Here is a 16325-nt window from a genome sequence, read left to right on the forward strand (position 1 = left end):
GTGCTTAAACTTGGCGGCACACAAGAGAAAAGTGCAGGAAAATTTGAAACGGATCTTCGTTGTTTTGGGAAAAAAGGAATAGGTTTCCAAAACATCGCTCCGTAATTGTTGACAATACTTCTCCCTCGGATCGCTGCCGCCAAGCGGGCGAGGCAGGCTTCTACGGCGGGGAGAGATGGACGTCAAGCAGGGTATTTCGGGCTAAACCCGTTGAAATTAAAAGGATTTCGTTGCCCCGGCGAAGGATTCGCGAGGGGTTGAATCCTTGGGCTGAAGGATTCGATTAACCGCGAATCCTTGGGTGGAGGGATTCAAGTATTTTATAGTATTCAGTCCGCGATCTCTCGGAATGGTAAACAAATTAGCGGGCTGGATGGGAGTTGTGTCATCCGGCGTGCCAGGCGAGGCCTCGGGCGGCCCAGCGAGGAGGCGAGGCAGGGGTTGACGGGCTGCCCGGCCGCATAGGCTCCGATCCGCCTCGGCCTGAAAGGGCGTGGCGGTGCCCGCAGGGCAAAGGAGCGGCCGGGCAGCCCGTCACCGAGGCGCGGGGCCCCGTGTCTATGCGGGAGGAGGGTGGCGCGCAGCGCCAGGGCGAGACAAGCGGCTCGCCCGGCCCTCCGGAGCATCGACGCGGGGTAAGCCGAGGGGAACCCCTGCCGGATTCTCGGCGTGGAATCGTTACGGATGCGGAATGACTGACGGCGGGTATTGTCGCCGTCGGCCGACCGGGTGAGCCTTGGACTCCAAGGCAAACAAAAAGCGCCGCTGTCATCGGGTTGGGAGCCCTCGGCGGCGCTTTCAGAGAAGCAAGACGATGTTGAATCATCTCCTCGCACGTGTAAAGACCCCCCACCGTAGCGGGTGACCGCCGGGCTGGGCATAGCCCCAGCCGGAACGCAGCCCCCCTTTACCCCTCGAACCAAATTTGTTGACGCGGCCCCGAAACGACAGGGGTTTTCGGGCCTTGACGTTTCGCGGCTCGGCTATGTCGGCCACGGCATCCACCGGAAAAGGCTCGAAAAGAAGTTCGCCGGCGCGCTGTCGTCGGCGGCCTTGTCGGCGAAAAACGCAGCCCTCGCTGACCGGATTCCCGGCCCACGCAATCGGAGGGAAGCCCTCGCCACAAAAAGGGCAGCAGCGGCAGCCGATGCTGCGCTGACGGCCCTTTTCGCGGCCGACACATCCCCCTCCAACGCCCCGGTGCGGATGTCGCCCGCCGACATCGTTGCGGCTGACCTGGTGGACCTCGATCGCGAGGAGGCAGGCAACAGCAATGTCGCCGGGACATTGCCGTTCCTGCCGCCGCGCGTGGCGGACCTGTCGCCAGAGGCGCGAACCCATCGGGCGGTCGTGCGGTTCCTGCCGCCGGAACTGGCGGAGTTCCTGGACCGCATGAACCCGCAGCGTCGGTCGGAGCGGGAACAGGCCATCCTCGATAAGGTCGAATGGGTGGGGCTGGAGGTTCTGGCGCTGCCGCCTTCCATGCTCGCGGAACGGGCGGAGCAGGAGGCGCGCCGGCACGCCGCGAAATTCCCGAAAGCCGACGCAGAAGGGAATCCGATGCACCAGGAGCCTGAGCACCGCAAGCGGCGGTGCGAGAAATGGCAGCTTCGTCGGCTGCGGAAGCTCCAGCGCAAGGCGCTCCTGTATGTCGAGCAGGCCGTGGGCGCCGTCGGCGGGCCTGTCGCGCCGGAACGAGCGCTCTACCTGTCCGACTATGGGCTGGCGATCTGCGAGGCGGAAGAACTGCGGACGCAGGAAATCCTGGGCGGGCTGCGGCTCGTCAAAAAGAGCGATCCGTCCGTCCAGATTCCCATGCTCGATCTGCACTGGAAGGCGAAGGCAGCCGACGCGGCGAAAAAGCGATTACTGATCGACGTGCACCTCGCACGGTGGGCTGCGCTCGGCTGGCACGTGTGCTGGCTGACCGTAACCCTCCCCGGCCAGTATGTCGCGCACGCGACGAACGAGGAGAAGCGCGTCACGAAATGGGACTGGCGGCTAGGGCCGGATGAGGCATCGGCAAAGCTTCAAGAGGAGCATCACCGTACCCTGAACCTGCTGCGCGAGAAGGGCGTAAGGCTGTCCGGCTGGTGGAACGTCCAGCCGCAGCAATCCGGCACGCCGCACCGGCACTATGTCGTCGCTTGCGAGACGCTGGAGGACGCACGGAAGGTCTGCGACGAGTTCCGTGCACGATTCAGTACGGGCGCGCTAGACGAAGAAGGGCAGGACCGAGGCTGCAACGCAAGCGTGATCGGGGATGACAACCCGAAATACGCCCCTCGCAAGGGCAAGAACGGAAAGGCGGAGACGGCCGAATCCGTGGCGCGGTATGCGGCTCGCTATTCGACGCGGTACGAGACGCGGCCAGCCGAAGCCGGAGGCGAGGAGGAGGCCGCGCCGGTGGGCGGCGATGAACAGAAACGGTTCCGGGGATGGAAGAAGCTGCGCGGGGCGCGGGGCATGGGTTTCCTCGGGCTGGATTCGCAGCGGGCTCCGATGGAGCTCTGGGACGTGCTGTGGCTCAATTCCCTGAAAGAGGACGGGCGATGGTTCCAAGTCGAGGATGCCCGCATGTCCATAGCCATGAGGGAGATGCGCGCGGCGAGGGCGAAGGCGGAGGATGCCGCCACCGACCGCGCTACCGCGAAGGCTGCGCGGGAGGTCGCGGACGCGATGCAGACAGCATCCGATACGATGGACATGGAGGAAGTGGCGGCGGCGGTAGCGGAAGCCGAAGCGGCTGAGGCCACGGCGCGCGAAGCATCTAAAGAAGCCGCCTTCCACGGGTGGCACGCGGCCGTCGCGATGGGACTCTGGCCCGACGCGGACCTTGATCCGACGGAACTGACCTGGCTGAACGATGCGGTGCAGGAGTGGAACCAAGGCCGCTGGGCACTGCCGGAGGGCAGGCAGCGCGACGGCGATCCGCTTCCGCCCGTGCCGCTGCGCGAGGCGCGGGAATCCGTCTATGGGGTGCAGCGGAATGAGATCCGCGGGGCGGTGGGAGTCGCCCGCCGTTTCACCCTGTCCAGCCGTCTCGCCGACAGGGCGGAGCTCGTCGCGACGGCGGCGGAGGGCGGATTCCTGGAGGGGTTCCAGGCGAAGCTTGAGGAGCGGCGGGCGGAAACGTGGCGGAGGGTGAATCTCACCAACGCCAGGCGCCTGTTCTTTCTCGCCGCGCGAGACGCGGGACTCGGCCTGTCGCGCCGTCCTGACGGGACGGTCGCGGGGTACGACCTGTCGGGGGAGATTCTGATGCGCTCGGACGATGAATGGATGATCGTCGAAGCGGCGGAGGCGGAAAAAATGCGTGTTGGACCCGAAGGAACGGCCGCACTTTCATTTAGTGCGACCGACCCAAGGGTAGGCCCTGCGGGCCTTCCCATGAGGGAGATAGAAGAGCCGGAACCGCCGCCCGGATGAGCGAAACGCCCCTTCCAGCAGTGAGAATCAGCCAAACTTGTTGCCACCAAGAACGGTGGATGGCGAAGCCGTGATGCGCCGATCCACCGCGAAAACAGTGGCAGGGTTCGGCCTTCTTTTGTAGGCTCACACGCAATATCCGACGGGGTGACATCTATTTGAATCTTGAAAATCAAGCGGACAAGACCGTCCTCAGCCAATTCGCCCGCCTTAGCGTCGACGTGAACGGCTTGACCATCCCGGGGCGCTCCATCGAAAGTGTCTTGGCGCGCCACGCGTTCAATCTGGTTGTCAACAACGACGACGAGATATTCAAGGTATCGCTCATCGGCTCTGCGACGGCGGTTCGCTTTCGTGGTCGAGACATCCTGCTTACGACGCAGCACCAACTTGGCGGGGTTGATATGTCGCAGGTGGCGATGCTCACAGATTCCGGAAGCCATATCATCACCTCAGGAGGCTCCCGTGGTTATGATCCCCACCCGGATTCAGACGCACATGATATCGTTGCTTTCGATTTTACCGAGCCTTGCAAGGATTGGCCCGTACTGAAAAAGCGCTTTTTTGAGCTGACCAGGAGGCCGCCGGACGTCCCGAATGATCAGGTTCTAGCGATACTATTGAGCGGCTACCCCTCAGACGACCAGACATACGAGGTTCACGAAAATAATCATTTAGGTCTCGCCCGCCGCCACGTCGCCTGCCTTCCCCATTCGCAGCCGAGTGACCAAGCGTTACTAACCGTCCAAGCTGTACGGCCCCTTAAGGAACATCCTGACGGCATGAGCGGTGGCCCGGCATTCGTTATTCAGCTTGAAGTAGGCGGACCACGCGCCTACTTCGCGGGCATCATCCTTCGGGGTGGAAGGACATACTTTCATATCCTCAAAGCTGGATTCGTATTCGAATTCCTCAATAGCGCGTTCGGCTGATGACTTCGGTTTCGCAAGCGAAGGTCGGCAGGGGTTCCCCTCGGCTTCCCCGTGTCGATGCTCCGGAGGGCCGGGCGAGCCACTTGTCTCGCCCTGACGGCCTTGCCGGCCGTCACCCCCCTCCCGCATCGACACGGGGCCCCGCGCCTCAGTGACGGACTGCCCGGCCGCTTCCCTGACCTGCGGTCACCGCCACGCCCCTTGGGGCATGGCGGGAGGGAAGCATATGCGGCCGGCCCGCCCATCAACCCCCGCCTCGGATTCAGGCTCGAATCGGCCTTCGCGCAATAATCTGTCGCGTTTGCGTGGCCGCTGAGTGCCCTCGCCGGGGCCGCCGTGGGTGTTAGGTCGCGGGGATTCAGGACTTCCCCCGCTTCGCGGCTGGTTTACGCTGGCGCGTCCAGAGCTCCGGCACTTCCGCACCCTTCCCATCCAGTACGGCGCTCACGGAATCAATCGTCGCCTGCCAGTCCGCCACGGCGAAGCGCAGCTGCCACGCCGGGCCGGTGATCGCAGCGGACGTTTCTGGCGTGATCGCCTCATGAAGCCACTCGATCTGTGTGTTCGCGACGTCGAGTCGCCCCCGGCTGTGGGTGAGAATGGCTTGCAAGGCCTTCGTATCGACTGGCGGCGGTGCCGGCTTCGCCGACAGAGGCGCGCCGAGCTTGACAAACTTCCCGCCCATGTCCGGAACGCGCCTGCCCTCCATATACTGGTGCAACAGCGCCACATTGTTTTCGACACCGAGGAATTCCAGCCGCACGCCTTCGCGGTCACCGGCCTCCAGCGCTGCACGCAACCGCCTTGTGCAAGATGTGAGAAATTCCAGCGCCTTCCGCGCGTAGGCATCCGAAGCCCCCGACTCCTTCAAGCGGGTTCGGTACTGCCGCTGCCGCTCGGCACTCGACATGGCCGACTTGCCGTCCTTCGGCGGCCGGCCGCGTCCTCGCTTTTCCGGTTTCGATTCCGTCGCCATATGCCCTCGCTGCCCAATTTCGTAACGCGTTACAAAACTGTCGCGCACGCGCCTCGCGGCGTCAACACGCCCGCCAGGAAAGAAAGCAGCGCATAAAGCGGAGCCGCCAGGATGTCCGAAGATTCGGACAAAGCCGGACCGGCGGCGGAGGCCAATTCGCGACCCCGCAGACCGTTAACAGCGGGACCGTAGGAGGTTCAGCATAGCGCCCGCTTCCGGGGAACCGGGACCGTTCACGCCGTGTCGAGGGGACATTATAGGGGCGCGGGAGCGCCTGCCCGTTTTCCAGTCCCGTAGGGGCCGGAGCGAAGCGGAGCAGGCGAAGCCCGAAGCGCGCAATCCAAACAGCGCTGTAGCGAGGGCGGAGGATGTGGGAAACGGGCTGACACCTTTAGGTGACAAACTCAAATTGAAATGGCGTGCGGGAAAATCGGGTCGCCTTAGCTATTCTCGCCCCATCCGTCGGTTGTGGGCCTTGATCGCGTCCATCATGGGCCTGAGGTGTTCCAGTATCTTTTTGTCGGCTTCAGGGTCGCGCGGCGGCCTGGGCTGGTTCGCTCCATCCCGCCAGTTCGGCATAACCTTGTCATAGGCCTTCGTGACGGCGTTATCCATGTGAACAGGAGGATAGTCGGCGTATGTAAAGCTGCCTTCGGATTTCTTTTCCTCCGCCATTTGATCGTAATAATCGGCCATCTCTGCGAGGGACGCCTTAAGGTCTGCACCACTGATAAAAACCTGATCCTCGCGAGCGAACACAGGAAACAGATCGGCGTGCAGCTTGTCCGAGCTGGCAAAGACGCGCGTGAACGGCAGGTACATGAAATACTCCATGTCAATTCGGTTCGACGATCGCGTTGAAATGACATGGTGGGCGACCGCCAGATAGAAAAAGACCTCAAGCCTGGCGGCATGGGCAGTATAAGGCGCAAATTCGCCGGATGGAGGCCTGCCGGATGCCTTCCATCTGGCAACCACCTCCTTCTGCAAATTGGATGGGAATCCGATGGTATCCATCCATCGCACCAGATTCGCGTAGTTCTGGTTAGGCTTGAACAGTATCCAGTTCACAAACTTCATCACCGCCTGCGGCGTATCACACGACTTGTCCCTCACGTGCTTGGTCGAAGCGATGATTTTTTGAAGATCGATAGCGGCCAGTTGATCGCGCCAGACCTTGGCGAACGCCTCCTCCATTCCCTTGAAGTCGCCGGCCTGCCAACGGTCCATCACCCGCTGCATCGGAGTCTGGTCGATATACGCGCCGAATCCGCCGCGCGGGTCTCTGATGTATTCGACACGCTCAAGAACAGGCCGCCCGTCCAAGGGAAAAGTTGCCCCCTTGAGTTCCATCACTACCAGCGCATGGGCATCAGCATTCAGGTCGATGAAAGCGGACTCGATTTTGGATGACAGCATTTTGACATCGCCTGCCGCCGTCCCTGTGCTGAAACCCTTTTCCTTTTTGAGGTCACCCAAGAGTTCAGCAAAGAAAACCGGGGGCACGTTCACCCGAAAGTGGTGAAATAGCCATTCTGCTTCATGAGCCGTCAGCGCCTGCAACGCTGATTTGTCGACAATTATGGAAAAGAAGTTCGGCAAATATTTCCCAGCCCCAACAGAAGGCGCAACGATATCGCGCTTTCGCGATTCTCAAAAGCGGGAATGGATCGCCGCACTAGGCGACGATCCTGCCGTGCCGGCGGGCCTCCTCGGCATATGCCGACAGGGGTTTCGTTGCCCGGAAGTGGCGGTCGCGCTCGACCAGGAGCCGCATGGGGCCGCGAAGGGCCTGGATTTCGGCGAGGCTCGCGTAGCCGAGCTCCGGCGAGCCGTGGCCGAGGTCGCACAGCCCGAACAGGGTGTCGCCGTCGTCGGCCAGTTCGGTAAAAAGCCAGGCGGCGCTTGCGTCGGGGGTGAAGAATTTCACGACGGGCTTGTGGTCCTGTTCGCGCCGGGCGGACATGTCCGCGTTGCGGCGGAGGGCGGTGCGAAGTTCGTGAGTGAGGAGCATTAGCGCTCCTCCTTCTTCGAGCGGATGACAAGGCGTCCGCTGATTGGCAGGGCCGAGAGGGCGACGTTGAAGCCTTCGCCGTCGCCGTGCTGCCATGCGCAGCCGATTTTCGTCCAGAAGGCTCGATCGCCTTCGCCCTCGACCAAGAAAACGCCGTGAGACGGGGTGTTCTTCGCGGGTGCTGCTTCCTGTTTCTTTGCCATTTTGGCCTCCATCCGGCCGCCCTATGCGGCCGTTCTGGAAGCCGGGAACGGAAGGATTCAGGAGGAGCTAGCTGGATGCCGGAGGCACGCTTGCGCTTGTCCATAAGCGGACACTCCGACCGACGTAAAAAGGCAACAGAACGGCGCGGGAGCGGCCAGGAAGGAGGCCTATGGCAGGGAAGGCAGCACGGAGAATGCCTCACGCTGCGAGAATTACGAATCGATGGCGGGGCGAGACTGCGGCGGGAAGTCGGTAGGAAGTCGGTAGAAACGGGATTTAGGCGAAAATCCCGGCATTCAGGTCCGGGTGGTTTTTTCTGTGTTTTCAAGGGGTTAGATGGCGATCCCGACAGGATTCGAACCTGTGACCCTCAGATTAGGAATCTGATGCTCTATCCTACTGAGCTACGGGACCACACGAGCGACACATACTGTTTTTCGCTGCGTTAGCCAAGCCTGTAAGCGGACGAGATTTTCCCGGCGGGATGGCTTAGGCCGCAAGCGCGGTTTCGGCCAATGATACCCAGTAGCTGATGCCGTGCGGGATGACATCATCGTTGAAATCATAGGCGGAGTGATGAAGCCCGGCGGTGTCGCCATTGCCGATGAAGATGAAGGCGCCGGGGCGGGCTTCGAGCATATAGGAGAAATCCTCGCCGCCCATCATCGGCGCGATCGAGGTATCCACCTGGGCGTCACCCGCCACCTTGCGCGCGACGCCGGCGGCGAAATCGGTCTCGCCGTCATGGTTGAAGGTTACGGGATAATTGCGGTGGTAGTGAACGTCAATCTCGGTACCAGTACCGGCGGCGATCGCCGCTGCCTGGCTGCGGAGCCGGCTCTCGGCAAAATCGCGCATTTTGATATCGAGCGTGCGTACCGTGCCTGCCAGCTCCGCCGTTTCGGGGATGACATTATAGGCTTCGCCGGCATGGAACTTGGTAACGGAGACGACCAGCGCGTCGAGCGGATCGGCGCCGCGCGAAACGATGCTCTGCAGGAAGGTGACCAGTTGCGAACCCGCGACGATCGGATCGATCGTGCGGTGCGGCTGCGCGGCGTGGCCGCCCTTGCCTTTGATATGGATGGTGAATTCATCGGTCGCGGCCATGATCGGGCCTTTGCGGATGGCGAATGCACCCACCGAAATACCGGGCATATTGTGCATGCCGTAGACCTCGGAAATGCCGAAGCGTTCCATCAGCCCGTCCTTCACCATGGCGAGGCCGCCGGCGCCGCCTTCCTCGGCCGGCTGGAAGATCACCGCGACCGAGCCGCTGAAATTGCGCGTCTCGCATAGATATTGCGCGGCACCGAGCAGCATGGCGGTATGGCCGTCATGGCCGCATGCATGGGCGCGGCCCCTGGTGCGGGACATCCATGGCTTGTCCGAGGTCTCGGTGATCGGCAGGGCATCCATGTCCGCCCTCAGACCGACGGTGGTGCCATCACCATGTCTGCCGCGGACGATGCCGACGACGCCGGTGCGGCCGATACCGGTCTCGATCGTGTCGCAACCGAATGCCCGCAGCTTCTCCGCGACGAAACGCGCGGTTTCATCGACATCGTAAAGCAGTTCGGGGTTCTGGTGGAGATGACGGCGCCACTCCGATACTTCCTCCTGCATTTCGACGGCGCGGTTCAACAAGGGCATTTGCTATCGGCTCCAGCATGGTTATGAAAGATGACGTTATGACGTTTCGGTGAAATGCGGCAATGGCTCTTTGCCTTTTCTCCGCCACATGAGATAGATAAGGCCATTGCTGTTCGGCGTGAAGCCCTGTTCGGCAATGTCGCATCCATAAAGCAAGACGGCGTGCGCGCCGGGTATGGCGTGTGCCGCCATGTTTGAGGCGAACCCATATGGCTTTTCCCTCCATTGCAGGTGTGAAGCGGGGCAGGCCAAAGGGGCCTAAATTTCGAAAGTGCGAGAGAAATGTCGAGACTTCTGACGATCTGGATGATGGCTGTGATGTTTGCAGGGGCGGGGCTTGCCTCCGCGACAGCCACCCCCTCCATTACGGTCGATGTCGGAACCGGTAAGGTCCTGTCGCATGAAGATGCCTTCATGCGCTGGTATCCGGCGTCGCTGACCAAGCTGATGACGGCCTATGTGACCTTCCGGGCGCTTGCCAGCGGCCAGGTGACGCTCGATTCGCCGGTGCGCATGACGCTCAACGCTTCCAAGGAGCCACCGAGCAAGATGGGCTACAAGCCCGGCTCGGTGATGACGCTTGATACGGCGCTCAACATCATGCTGGTCAAGTCGGCCAATGATGTAGCCGTCGCGGTCGGTGAAGCCATCGGCGGCACGGAAGCCGGTTTCGTTCAGCGGATGAATGCCGAGGCGCAGCGCCTCGGCATGTTCGGCTCGCATTTCGCCAATCCGAATGGGCTGCACGATCCCGACAATTATTCGACGGCGCGCGACCTGGCCGTGCTGGCAACGCAGATCCGCCGCGAGTTCCCGCAATATGCGCATTATTTCGCGACCGAGGCGATCGATCCCGGCAAAGGCAAGAAGGTGCAGGCGAATTACAACATCCTGCTTGGCCGTTTCGATGGCGCGGACGGCATGAAGACCGGCTTCGTCTGCGCATCCGGCTTCAATCTGGCCGGCTCCGCCACCCGTAATGGCCGAACGATCCTGGCGGTCGTGCTGGGCGAATCCCGGCAGGAAACGCGGGCGGCAAAGGCGGCGCAACTCATCACCGACGGTTTCCGGACGAACGGCGCCGGCGCGCCGACATTGGCGACGCTGCGCCCCTACGGTACCAATCTGGCGAAGGCGACTGATATGCGCGCGGCGCTGTGCAACAAACAGGCCATGGCTGACCGCTGGGACGGCCGGGACGTCGAAGGAAAGCTGAAGATCGATTCTCCCTATATCCATCCGATGCGACATGAACCCAGAGCCGTTCCGGTCGGCCTCATCGCCACCGCTACCGCCGCAAAGCCGGGTTCGATCGATATTTCCCAGGTTCCCGTTCCGCTGCCGCGGCCAAACCGCGTTCCTGCGTCGACGCAGACTGCCGTGAACTGATGAGCCTTTCCGCCCACCCCATACCCGTCTCGGTGCTGACCGGCTTCCTCGGTTCCGGCAAGACCACGCTTTTGAACCGGCTCCTGAAAGATCCGGCGTTGAGCGATACGGCGGTGATCATCAACGAGTTCGGCGATGTCGGCATCGATCATCTTCTGGTCGAGCAATCGAGTGAAGGCATCATCGAGCTTTCGGACGGCTGCCTGTGTTGCACGGTGCGCGGCGAACTGGTCGATACGCTGGCCGGACTGATCGACAGGCTGCAGACCGGGCAGATCAAACGGCTGAAGCGCATCGTTATCGAAACGACGGGGCTGGCCGATCCGGCTCCCGTGCTGCAGGCGATCATGGGGCATCCGGCATTGCTGCAGGCCTTCCGTGTCGACGGCGTCATCACCACCATAGATGCCGTCAACGGCACGGCGACGCTCGATGCGCATGAGGAAGCGGTGAAGCAAGCCGCTGTCGCCGACCGGATCATCATCACGAAGACCGATCTGCCGAACGTGCGTGCAAGCCTCGGCGACCTCCGACTCCGGCTTTCAAGCCTCAATCCGGCGGCGGATGTGATCGAAGCCAGCGATCCGCGCAGCAATTATGCGGCGTTGTTCGAGTGCGGGCTTTATAATCCGGAAACGAAGACGGCGGATGTCCAGCGCTGGCTCAAGGCGGAAGCCTATGAGAGCCGGGAAGCCGAAGGTCACCATCATCATTTTGACCATGATCATCATGGACACGATCACGATGAGCACGATCATGGGGACCATCATCACGACGTCAATCGCCACGATGCGTCGATCCGGTCCTTTTCGCTGAAACACGACCAGCCGGTGCCGTTTTCGACCTTCGAGATGTTCATCGATCTTCTGCGCTCGACGCATGGCGAAAAGCTATTGCGGGTCAAGGGCATTATCGAGATCGCCGAAGACCCGGACCGGCCTCTGGTCATTCATGGTGTCCAGCAGATATTCCATCCGCCGGCACGTCTGTCCGCCTGGCCGGATGGAAAACACGAGACGCGCCTGGTGATGATCACCAAGGATCTGCCGGAAAGCTATGTCAGGCAATTGTTCGATGCATTTCTGGGTCATGTCCAGATCGATACGCCGGATCGTGCGGCACTGACCGACAATCCGCTGGCGATCCCCGGCCATCCCATCGGAGCTTAGAACGGTTCCCGTTTTGATGGAATCGTCTAGGCTTGCACCATCCTGCACCGCCGGAAATGCGGAGATGGCGAGGCATGGCAACCTGTGACAGGCACAGGAATGACGGCAGTTTAGGTGCGGGCAGTCAATCGCAGGCGTTTCCGCCGCAGAACGGTTGCTATAGGGGGCGAAACCATCTCCATTTCCGTCATTCCTGTGCTCGTCACAGGAATCCATGCCTCAGCGAGGCCGCTGTTGCTACGGTTGGAATATGGTGGCAACCCCCACCGTCAAGATTGAGGATCGCCTGAACGCATCGTTTCCACCTGGAAGTGAACTGCTCTGAGATCGTCGTTTTTCGGGTGAAGTTCGCCATCAACCCTTGCGGATCAGGAAACGGTGGCCGTTTTCAACGGTGACGGTTTCGATCAGCCGATGGCCATTCTCGGCACAGAAATGCGGCATGTCGATTGCAGCCAGGGGATCGCTGGTTTCGACCCACAGGCAGGTGCCGGCGGGCATATCCTGCAGCTTGCGCCTGGTTTTCAGGACCGGCAGGGGGCAGTTCAGCCCCTTGAGATCATAGATCTCGATGGTTTCGTCTGTTTCGTGCATGGATTGTAGCGGCTTTGATGGTTCATCAGCGGCCGAACGCCTTCCACCATGGCTTCTTGGCAGATGCTGCTTCAGGCTGCACCGTTTCGGGTGCAACGCCGTTTGCAGCCCGCAATTCAGGATTGGGCTGTGGCACAGGGACGGCCGCAGGCGCAACAGACAGTCCCACCGGTGTTTCTTGCGGAACGGGAGCAGCGATCGGTTGCGGCGCCGCCTGCGCGGGCATGGCTGGTTGTCCGGCTGCAGGCGCCCTTGTCTTGGCCGTCATGATCGGGTCGATATCCGGCGCATTCGGCTTTTCGGTGGAAGCAGGCGTCAGGGACGGAGGCTCGCGCGAAACCTTCTCGCCCCGGGCGCGGGCAGCGCTCCATGCGGAAACCAGCTTGGCCTCCGCCAGGCCGGCGATGGATGGCGCCGGCGTCGGCTTGCTCGATTTTTTCCGAGCGGCGGAAAAGGCGGTCTCGAAGGTCTTCTGATAGCTCATATAGGACATGCGCAGCGCGTCTGGCTGTCCAATGGGCGGGCAGGCGGCATCGGGGGCGATGCCCTCTTCGCCGATGGCTGTATTGTTGAAGACATAGCGCTTTTCGCAGACATCCACCTTGGGCGGAACCTTGGTGATCTCGAACAAATCGTAGCCTTCCTTCAGCATCGTCCAGAAGGGATAATTCGGGTCGTTGCGATAGCGCGCCATATTGGCCGCCGTCATGCGGAAGGGGAAAGCCTGGATCTGAAACGCCCTCTGGCCGCCCCGGAACGCATCGCGCGCGAAGGCATAGATCTGCGCCACCTGATCGTCCGTCATGGAATAGCAGCCCGATGAGGAACAGGCGCCATGCACCATCAGATGTTGACCCGAGCGGCCATTGACGCGGTCATATGCGTTGGGGAAGCCGATGTTGAATGCGAGATAATAGCTCGATTTCGGGTTCATCTGCCCCGGGCGTACGGTATAGAACCCTTCGGGCGCCTGACGGTCGCCCTCGATGAATTTAGGCCCGAGCTTGCCCGACCATTTGCAGATATCATAGGAAGCGATGATGTCGTAGCGGCCATTATCCTTGCGCTTCCACACTTCCAGGGCGCCTTCCTCCTTGAAGATGCGCACCATGACCGGCGAAGTGGTGGTCATCCCCTTTGCCTTCATCTTGGCGACGATCTTCTGCGGCAGCGGCTTTTCCGCCTTGGGCGACAGATCGTCGAGGGACGAACCCTGGCATCCGGCCAGGAGGGCCGATGCCATGAGAGAAGCAAGGAGTGCGTTCTTGAGCTTCATTCGTTATCGAACCTGTAAGCGGTCTTCTGCCAGTCTTGGAGCCAAGGAAACACGCATGGCCGGAATCCATGCCTAACAGCAAAATCTTTCGGTATCGTTGACAAATCACTACCGCAATAGTGACATTTCTTCGATCACAGTGATGTCACCAGCCGTACCGATTTTTGTCAACTGTGCTGCTGAAGCGGCTCTTTTATGGCAGACGCGCAATATATGTAGCGCATGAAGGGCCTATGCGAAACAGGGTTAAGGCTCTGTAAATCTCGGGGTAAATCTCGGGCCGGCCCGATTGTGGTCAAGCCGGAGAGCCGTCGCTTTCCACTTCCTCTGGATTTTTCTCTAAAGATTGCGGCCGATGGCAAGGTATTTGGCGCGCCGCTCGTTTTTCAGCGTTTCGCCGTCCACGCCATCCATCGATTTCAGTGCGGCTGCGATGATGCTGCCGGTCGCGTCTATCGCAGCATCCTTACCGCGATGTGCGCCGCCCATTGGTTCGGGAATGATCCCGTCGATGATTTTCAGTTCGAAAAGATCCTGCGCCGTGATCCGCATCGAGGTGGCGGCGTCCTTGGCGCGGGTGGAATCGTGCCACAGGATCGAAGCGGCTCCCTCCGGCGAGATCACCGAATAGATCGAATGTTCGAGCATGTAGACCCGGTTGGCGGTGGCGATCGCAATGGCTCCGCCGGAACCGCCTTCGCCGATGATCACGGAAACCATGGGAACGCGCAGGTTGAGAGAGGCAGCCGTCGAGCGGGCGATGGCCTCCGCCTGGCCGCGCTCCTCGGCGCTGACGCCGGGATAGGCGCCTGCCGTATCGACCAAGGTGATCAGAGGCAGGCCGAAGCGGTCGGCCAGTTCCATGACGCGGACGGCCTTGCGGTAGCCTTCCGGCCGCGCCGAGCCGAAATTGTGCTTGAGGCGGGATTTGGTGTCCGCGCCCTTTTCCTGGCCGATAATGGCAATTGCTTCACCGTTGAACCGGGCGAAGCCCGCCTGGATCGCCTCATCCTCGGAAAATTTGCGGTCGCCTGCGAGAGGCGTGAATTCGGTGAAGAGCCTGTTGACATAATCAAGGCAGTGCGGACGGTCGGGATGGCGGGCGATCTGCGCCTTCTGCCATGGCGTCAGCTTGCGATAGAGATCCTTCAACGCGTCGGCGGAGCGTTTTTCCAGGCGGCTGATCTCGTCACTCATCTCGACACTGCCGCTTTCCTGCGAAAGCTTCTTCAGTTCGAGGATCTGACCTTCGAGGTCGGCGACGGGTTTTTCGAAATCGAGGTAATTATACATATGGCCTGACTGTTTGTGCGCTGTGGAGTCCAAACGTGCTGGTCTTATGAGGATCTTTCCTCGACAGCTATCCCTTACATGCCGGCTTGCCATACACCAAGGACGTCAAGAAACGCTTAGTGCCTTGCAAGCCGCGTTCCTCATAACGGCCAGAGGCTCAATCGGCAAGCGGGTGATGTTCACTGACCAGCTGATGCAGTCTTTCCTCCAGCACATGCGTATAGATTTGCGTGGTGGAAATATCCGAATGACCGAGCAATTGCTGCACGGCGCGCAGATCCGCTCCATTCTGCAGGAGGTGGCTGGCAAAGGCGTGGCGCAGCACATGCGGCGAGATCGTTGCCGTGGAAACGCCGGCACGGGCGGCAAGCGCCTTCAGTTCGCGGGCGAAAACCTGTCGCGCCAGATGGCCGCTTTCCGAAAATGCCGGGAACAGCCATGGATTGCCGTCACTGCCCGGCTCGGCGTCACGCAAGGTGAGATAGCGGCTCATCGCCTCGCGCGCCTTGGCCGACAACGGCACCATGCGCTCCTTGGAACCCTTGCCGCGCACCAGGAGAAAACGATGGTCGGAGCGGGCGACGCCGGCGGGAAGGCCGACCAGCTCGGAGACGCGCATGCCCGTGGCATAGAGCGTTTCGAGCAGGGTATGGAGACGCAGGGCCCGCAGCTTATCGATGACAGCCGGATCCTCCGTCTCCAGCTTCGCCCGGTCGAGCAGGCGGCCGACGGCCTCCTCGCTCATGATCTTGGGCAAGGAACGCTCCTTCTTCGGCGCATCCAGGATGCCGGTCGGGTCATCCTGGCGCAAACCTTCCGAATAGAGGAAGCGGAAGAACTGGCGCAGCGCGGAAAGCCGCCGTGCCTGGGATGTCGCGGCAAAGCCGAGCCGGGTCATTTCGTCGAGATAGGCGCGGATGTCGTCCGATGCGGCATCGGGCAGGCTGGCTCCCCGCGCGACCGTAAACTCGGCGGCCGCTTCCAGATCGCGGCGATAGGAGGCAAGCGTGTTTTCAGCTGCTCCGCGCTCCGCACTCATCATCTCAAGGAAATTCTCGATTGTCGTGGCTGCCCGCATGATTTACTCGGCAACCGTTGGCGATGCGCCCGCTATGGGCAGGGCAGCTTGCGATAAGGAGGCCTGGCGGGGCTTGGGATTAAGCTTTTCCGGCGGGATGCGAATGGTCGTTTCACCCGGCACGGGGTGCACGAAGGTGACGAGCGCCACCATCCCGCCATAGACAAGGAGGGCTATGGCGGCGAGAGACAGGATAAGGCGTGTCAGCGTTGGCATCGCGCCTTTATGATGCTCCAATATGGCGAATGCAAGGATCATGGGCGGCGAACGTCGCGGACGCGATGCTGCAAGATATTCTCGCCATATGTGATAGACATT

General features: G+C 61.2%; 14 protein-coding genes and 1 tRNA gene. 4 read left to right on the forward strand and 11 right to left on the reverse strand.

What is annotated here, in order from left to right:
• Positions 1 to 861 precede the first annotated feature (861 nt).
• Both C5748_RS07365 and C5748_RS07370 read left to right on the forward strand, forming a co-directional pair.
• Positions 862 to 3429 (forward strand): replication endonuclease, encoded by a 2568-nt coding sequence (locus tag C5748_RS07365; protein WP_105741276.1) that lies wholly within the window; start codon positions 862 to 864, stop codon positions 3427 to 3429.
• Between the two features lie 158 nt (positions 3430 to 3587).
• Positions 3588 to 4361, forward strand: coding sequence for a hypothetical protein (locus C5748_RS07370; protein ID WP_105741277.1), 774 nt, complete (start codon positions 3588 to 3590; stop codon positions 4359 to 4361).
• Positions 4362 to 4719: 358 nt separating this feature from the next.
• Here the strand turns inward: C5748_RS07370 and C5748_RS07375 are convergent, their stop codons facing one another.
• From C5748_RS07375 to C5748_RS07400, 6 genes are all read right to left on the reverse strand, one after another.
• On the reverse strand, positions 4720 to 5337 hold the full coding sequence (locus tag C5748_RS07375) for a hypothetical protein (protein ID WP_105741278.1): 618 nt from the start codon (positions 5335 to 5337) through the stop codon (positions 4720 to 4722).
• A gap of 444 nt (positions 5338 to 5781) precedes the next feature.
• Positions 5782 to 6939, reverse strand: a complete 1158-nt coding sequence (locus C5748_RS07380; RefSeq protein ID WP_105741279.1) for a hypothetical protein — start codon at positions 6937 to 6939, stop codon at positions 5782 to 5784.
• Between the two features lie 76 nt (positions 6940 to 7015).
• Positions 7016 to 7351, reverse strand: a complete 336-nt coding sequence (locus C5748_RS07385) for a DUF2958 domain-containing protein (protein ID WP_105741280.1) — start codon at positions 7349 to 7351, stop codon at positions 7016 to 7018.
• Positions 7351 to 7554, reverse strand: a complete 204-nt coding sequence (locus C5748_RS07390) for a hypothetical protein (RefSeq protein ID WP_105741281.1) — start codon at positions 7552 to 7554, stop codon at positions 7351 to 7353. Before C5748_RS07390 ends, C5748_RS07385 begins: the two co-directional genes overlap by 1 nt.
• Positions 7555 to 7892: 338 nt before the next feature.
• Positions 7893 to 7969, reverse strand: a tRNA-Arg gene (locus C5748_RS07395).
• A 75-nt stretch (positions 7970 to 8044) separates the two neighbouring features.
• A complete protein-coding gene (locus C5748_RS07400; protein ID WP_105741282.1) occupies positions 8045 to 9208 on the reverse strand; it encodes a M20 aminoacylase family protein in 1164 nt (387 codons plus the stop codon).
• Positions 9209 to 9490: 282 nt separating this feature from the next.
• On the opposite strand from C5748_RS07400, the gene C5748_RS07405 reads away from it, so the two are divergent.
• Positions 9491 to 10597 carry a D-alanyl-D-alanine carboxypeptidase family protein gene (locus C5748_RS07405; protein WP_105741283.1) on the forward strand — a complete coding sequence of 369 codons (1107 nt, stop codon included), beginning with the start codon at positions 9491 to 9493 and terminating at the stop codon, positions 10595 to 10597.
• A complete protein-coding gene (locus C5748_RS07410; protein WP_105741284.1) occupies positions 10597 to 11766 on the forward strand; it encodes a CobW family GTP-binding protein in 1170 nt (389 codons plus the stop codon). Before C5748_RS07405 ends, C5748_RS07410 begins: the two co-directional genes overlap by 1 nt.
• Before the next feature lie 354 nt (positions 11767 to 12120).
• On the opposite strand, the gene C5748_RS07415 is transcribed toward C5748_RS07410, so the two are convergent.
• The 5 genes from C5748_RS07415 to C5748_RS07435 form a co-directional block, all read right to left on the reverse strand.
• Positions 12121 to 12360, reverse strand: coding sequence for a sulfurtransferase TusA family protein (locus C5748_RS07415; RefSeq protein ID WP_105741285.1), 240 nt, complete (start codon positions 12358 to 12360; stop codon positions 12121 to 12123).
• Between the two features lie 25 nt (positions 12361 to 12385).
• Positions 12386 to 13636, reverse strand: a complete 1251-nt coding sequence (locus C5748_RS07420; protein ID WP_105741286.1) for a L,D-transpeptidase family protein — start codon at positions 13634 to 13636, stop codon at positions 12386 to 12388.
• A gap of 339 nt (positions 13637 to 13975) precedes the next feature.
• On the reverse strand, positions 13976 to 14929 hold the full coding sequence (locus C5748_RS07425; RefSeq protein ID WP_105741287.1) for an acetyl-CoA carboxylase carboxyltransferase subunit alpha: 954 nt from the start codon (positions 14927 to 14929) through the stop codon (positions 13976 to 13978).
• Between the two features lie 157 nt (positions 14930 to 15086).
• A complete protein-coding gene (xerD, locus tag C5748_RS07430) occupies positions 15087 to 16007 on the reverse strand; it encodes a site-specific tyrosine recombinase XerD (protein ID WP_105741288.1) in 921 nt (306 codons plus the stop codon).
• A 3-nt stretch (positions 16008 to 16010) separates the two neighbouring features.
• Entirely contained in the window at positions 16011 to 16223 is a 213-nt protein-coding gene (locus C5748_RS07435; RefSeq protein ID WP_105741396.1) for a histidine kinase, read from the reverse strand.
• Between the last annotated feature and the right edge of the window lie 102 nt (positions 16224 to 16325).

Origin of the sequence: Phyllobacterium phragmitis (assembly GCF_002980495.1) — a bacterium.
In the GTDB taxonomy this organism is placed as follows: domain Bacteria; phylum Pseudomonadota; class Alphaproteobacteria; order Rhizobiales; family Rhizobiaceae; genus Paramesorhizobium; species Paramesorhizobium phragmitis.

What these genes read in the sequence shown, in the direction of transcription:
- xerD (WP_105741288.1), bottom strand. Translation starts at nt 16,007, where the DNA reads ATGCGGGCAGCCACGACAATCGAGAATTTCCTTGAGATGATGAGTGCG.
- C5748_RS07375 (WP_105741278.1), bottom strand. Translation starts at nt 5,337, where the DNA reads ATGGCGACGGAATCGAAACCGGAAAAGCGAGGACGCGGCCGGCCGCCG.
- C5748_RS07400 (WP_105741282.1), bottom strand. Translation starts at nt 9,208, where the DNA reads ATGCCCTTGTTGAACCGCGCCGTCGAAATGCAGGAGGAAGTATCGGAG.
- C5748_RS07420 (WP_105741286.1), bottom strand. Translation starts at nt 13,636, where the DNA reads ATGAAGCTCAAGAACGCACTCCTTGCTTCTCTCATGGCATCGGCCCTC.
- C5748_RS07390 (WP_105741281.1), bottom strand. Translation starts at nt 7,554, where the DNA reads ATGGCAAAGAAACAGGAAGCAGCACCCGCGAAGAACACCCCGTCTCAC.
- C5748_RS07385 (WP_105741280.1), bottom strand. Translation starts at nt 7,351, where the DNA reads ATGCTCCTCACTCACGAACTTCGCACCGCCCTCCGCCGCAACGCGGAC.
- C5748_RS07435 (WP_105741396.1), bottom strand. Translation starts at nt 16,223, where the DNA reads ATGCCAACGCTGACACGCCTTATCCTGTCTCTCGCCGCCATAGCCCTC.
- C5748_RS07410 (WP_105741284.1), top strand. Translation starts at nt 10,597, where the DNA reads ATGAGCCTTTCCGCCCACCCCATACCCGTCTCGGTGCTGACCGGCTTC.
- C5748_RS07425 (WP_105741287.1), bottom strand. Translation starts at nt 14,929, where the DNA reads ATGTATAATTACCTCGATTTCGAAAAACCCGTCGCCGACCTCGAAGGT.
- C5748_RS07415 (WP_105741285.1), bottom strand. Translation starts at nt 12,360, where the DNA reads ATGCACGAAACAGACGAAACCATCGAGATCTATGATCTCAAGGGGCTG.
- C5748_RS07405 (WP_105741283.1), top strand. Translation starts at nt 9,491, where the DNA reads ATGTCGAGACTTCTGACGATCTGGATGATGGCTGTGATGTTTGCAGGG.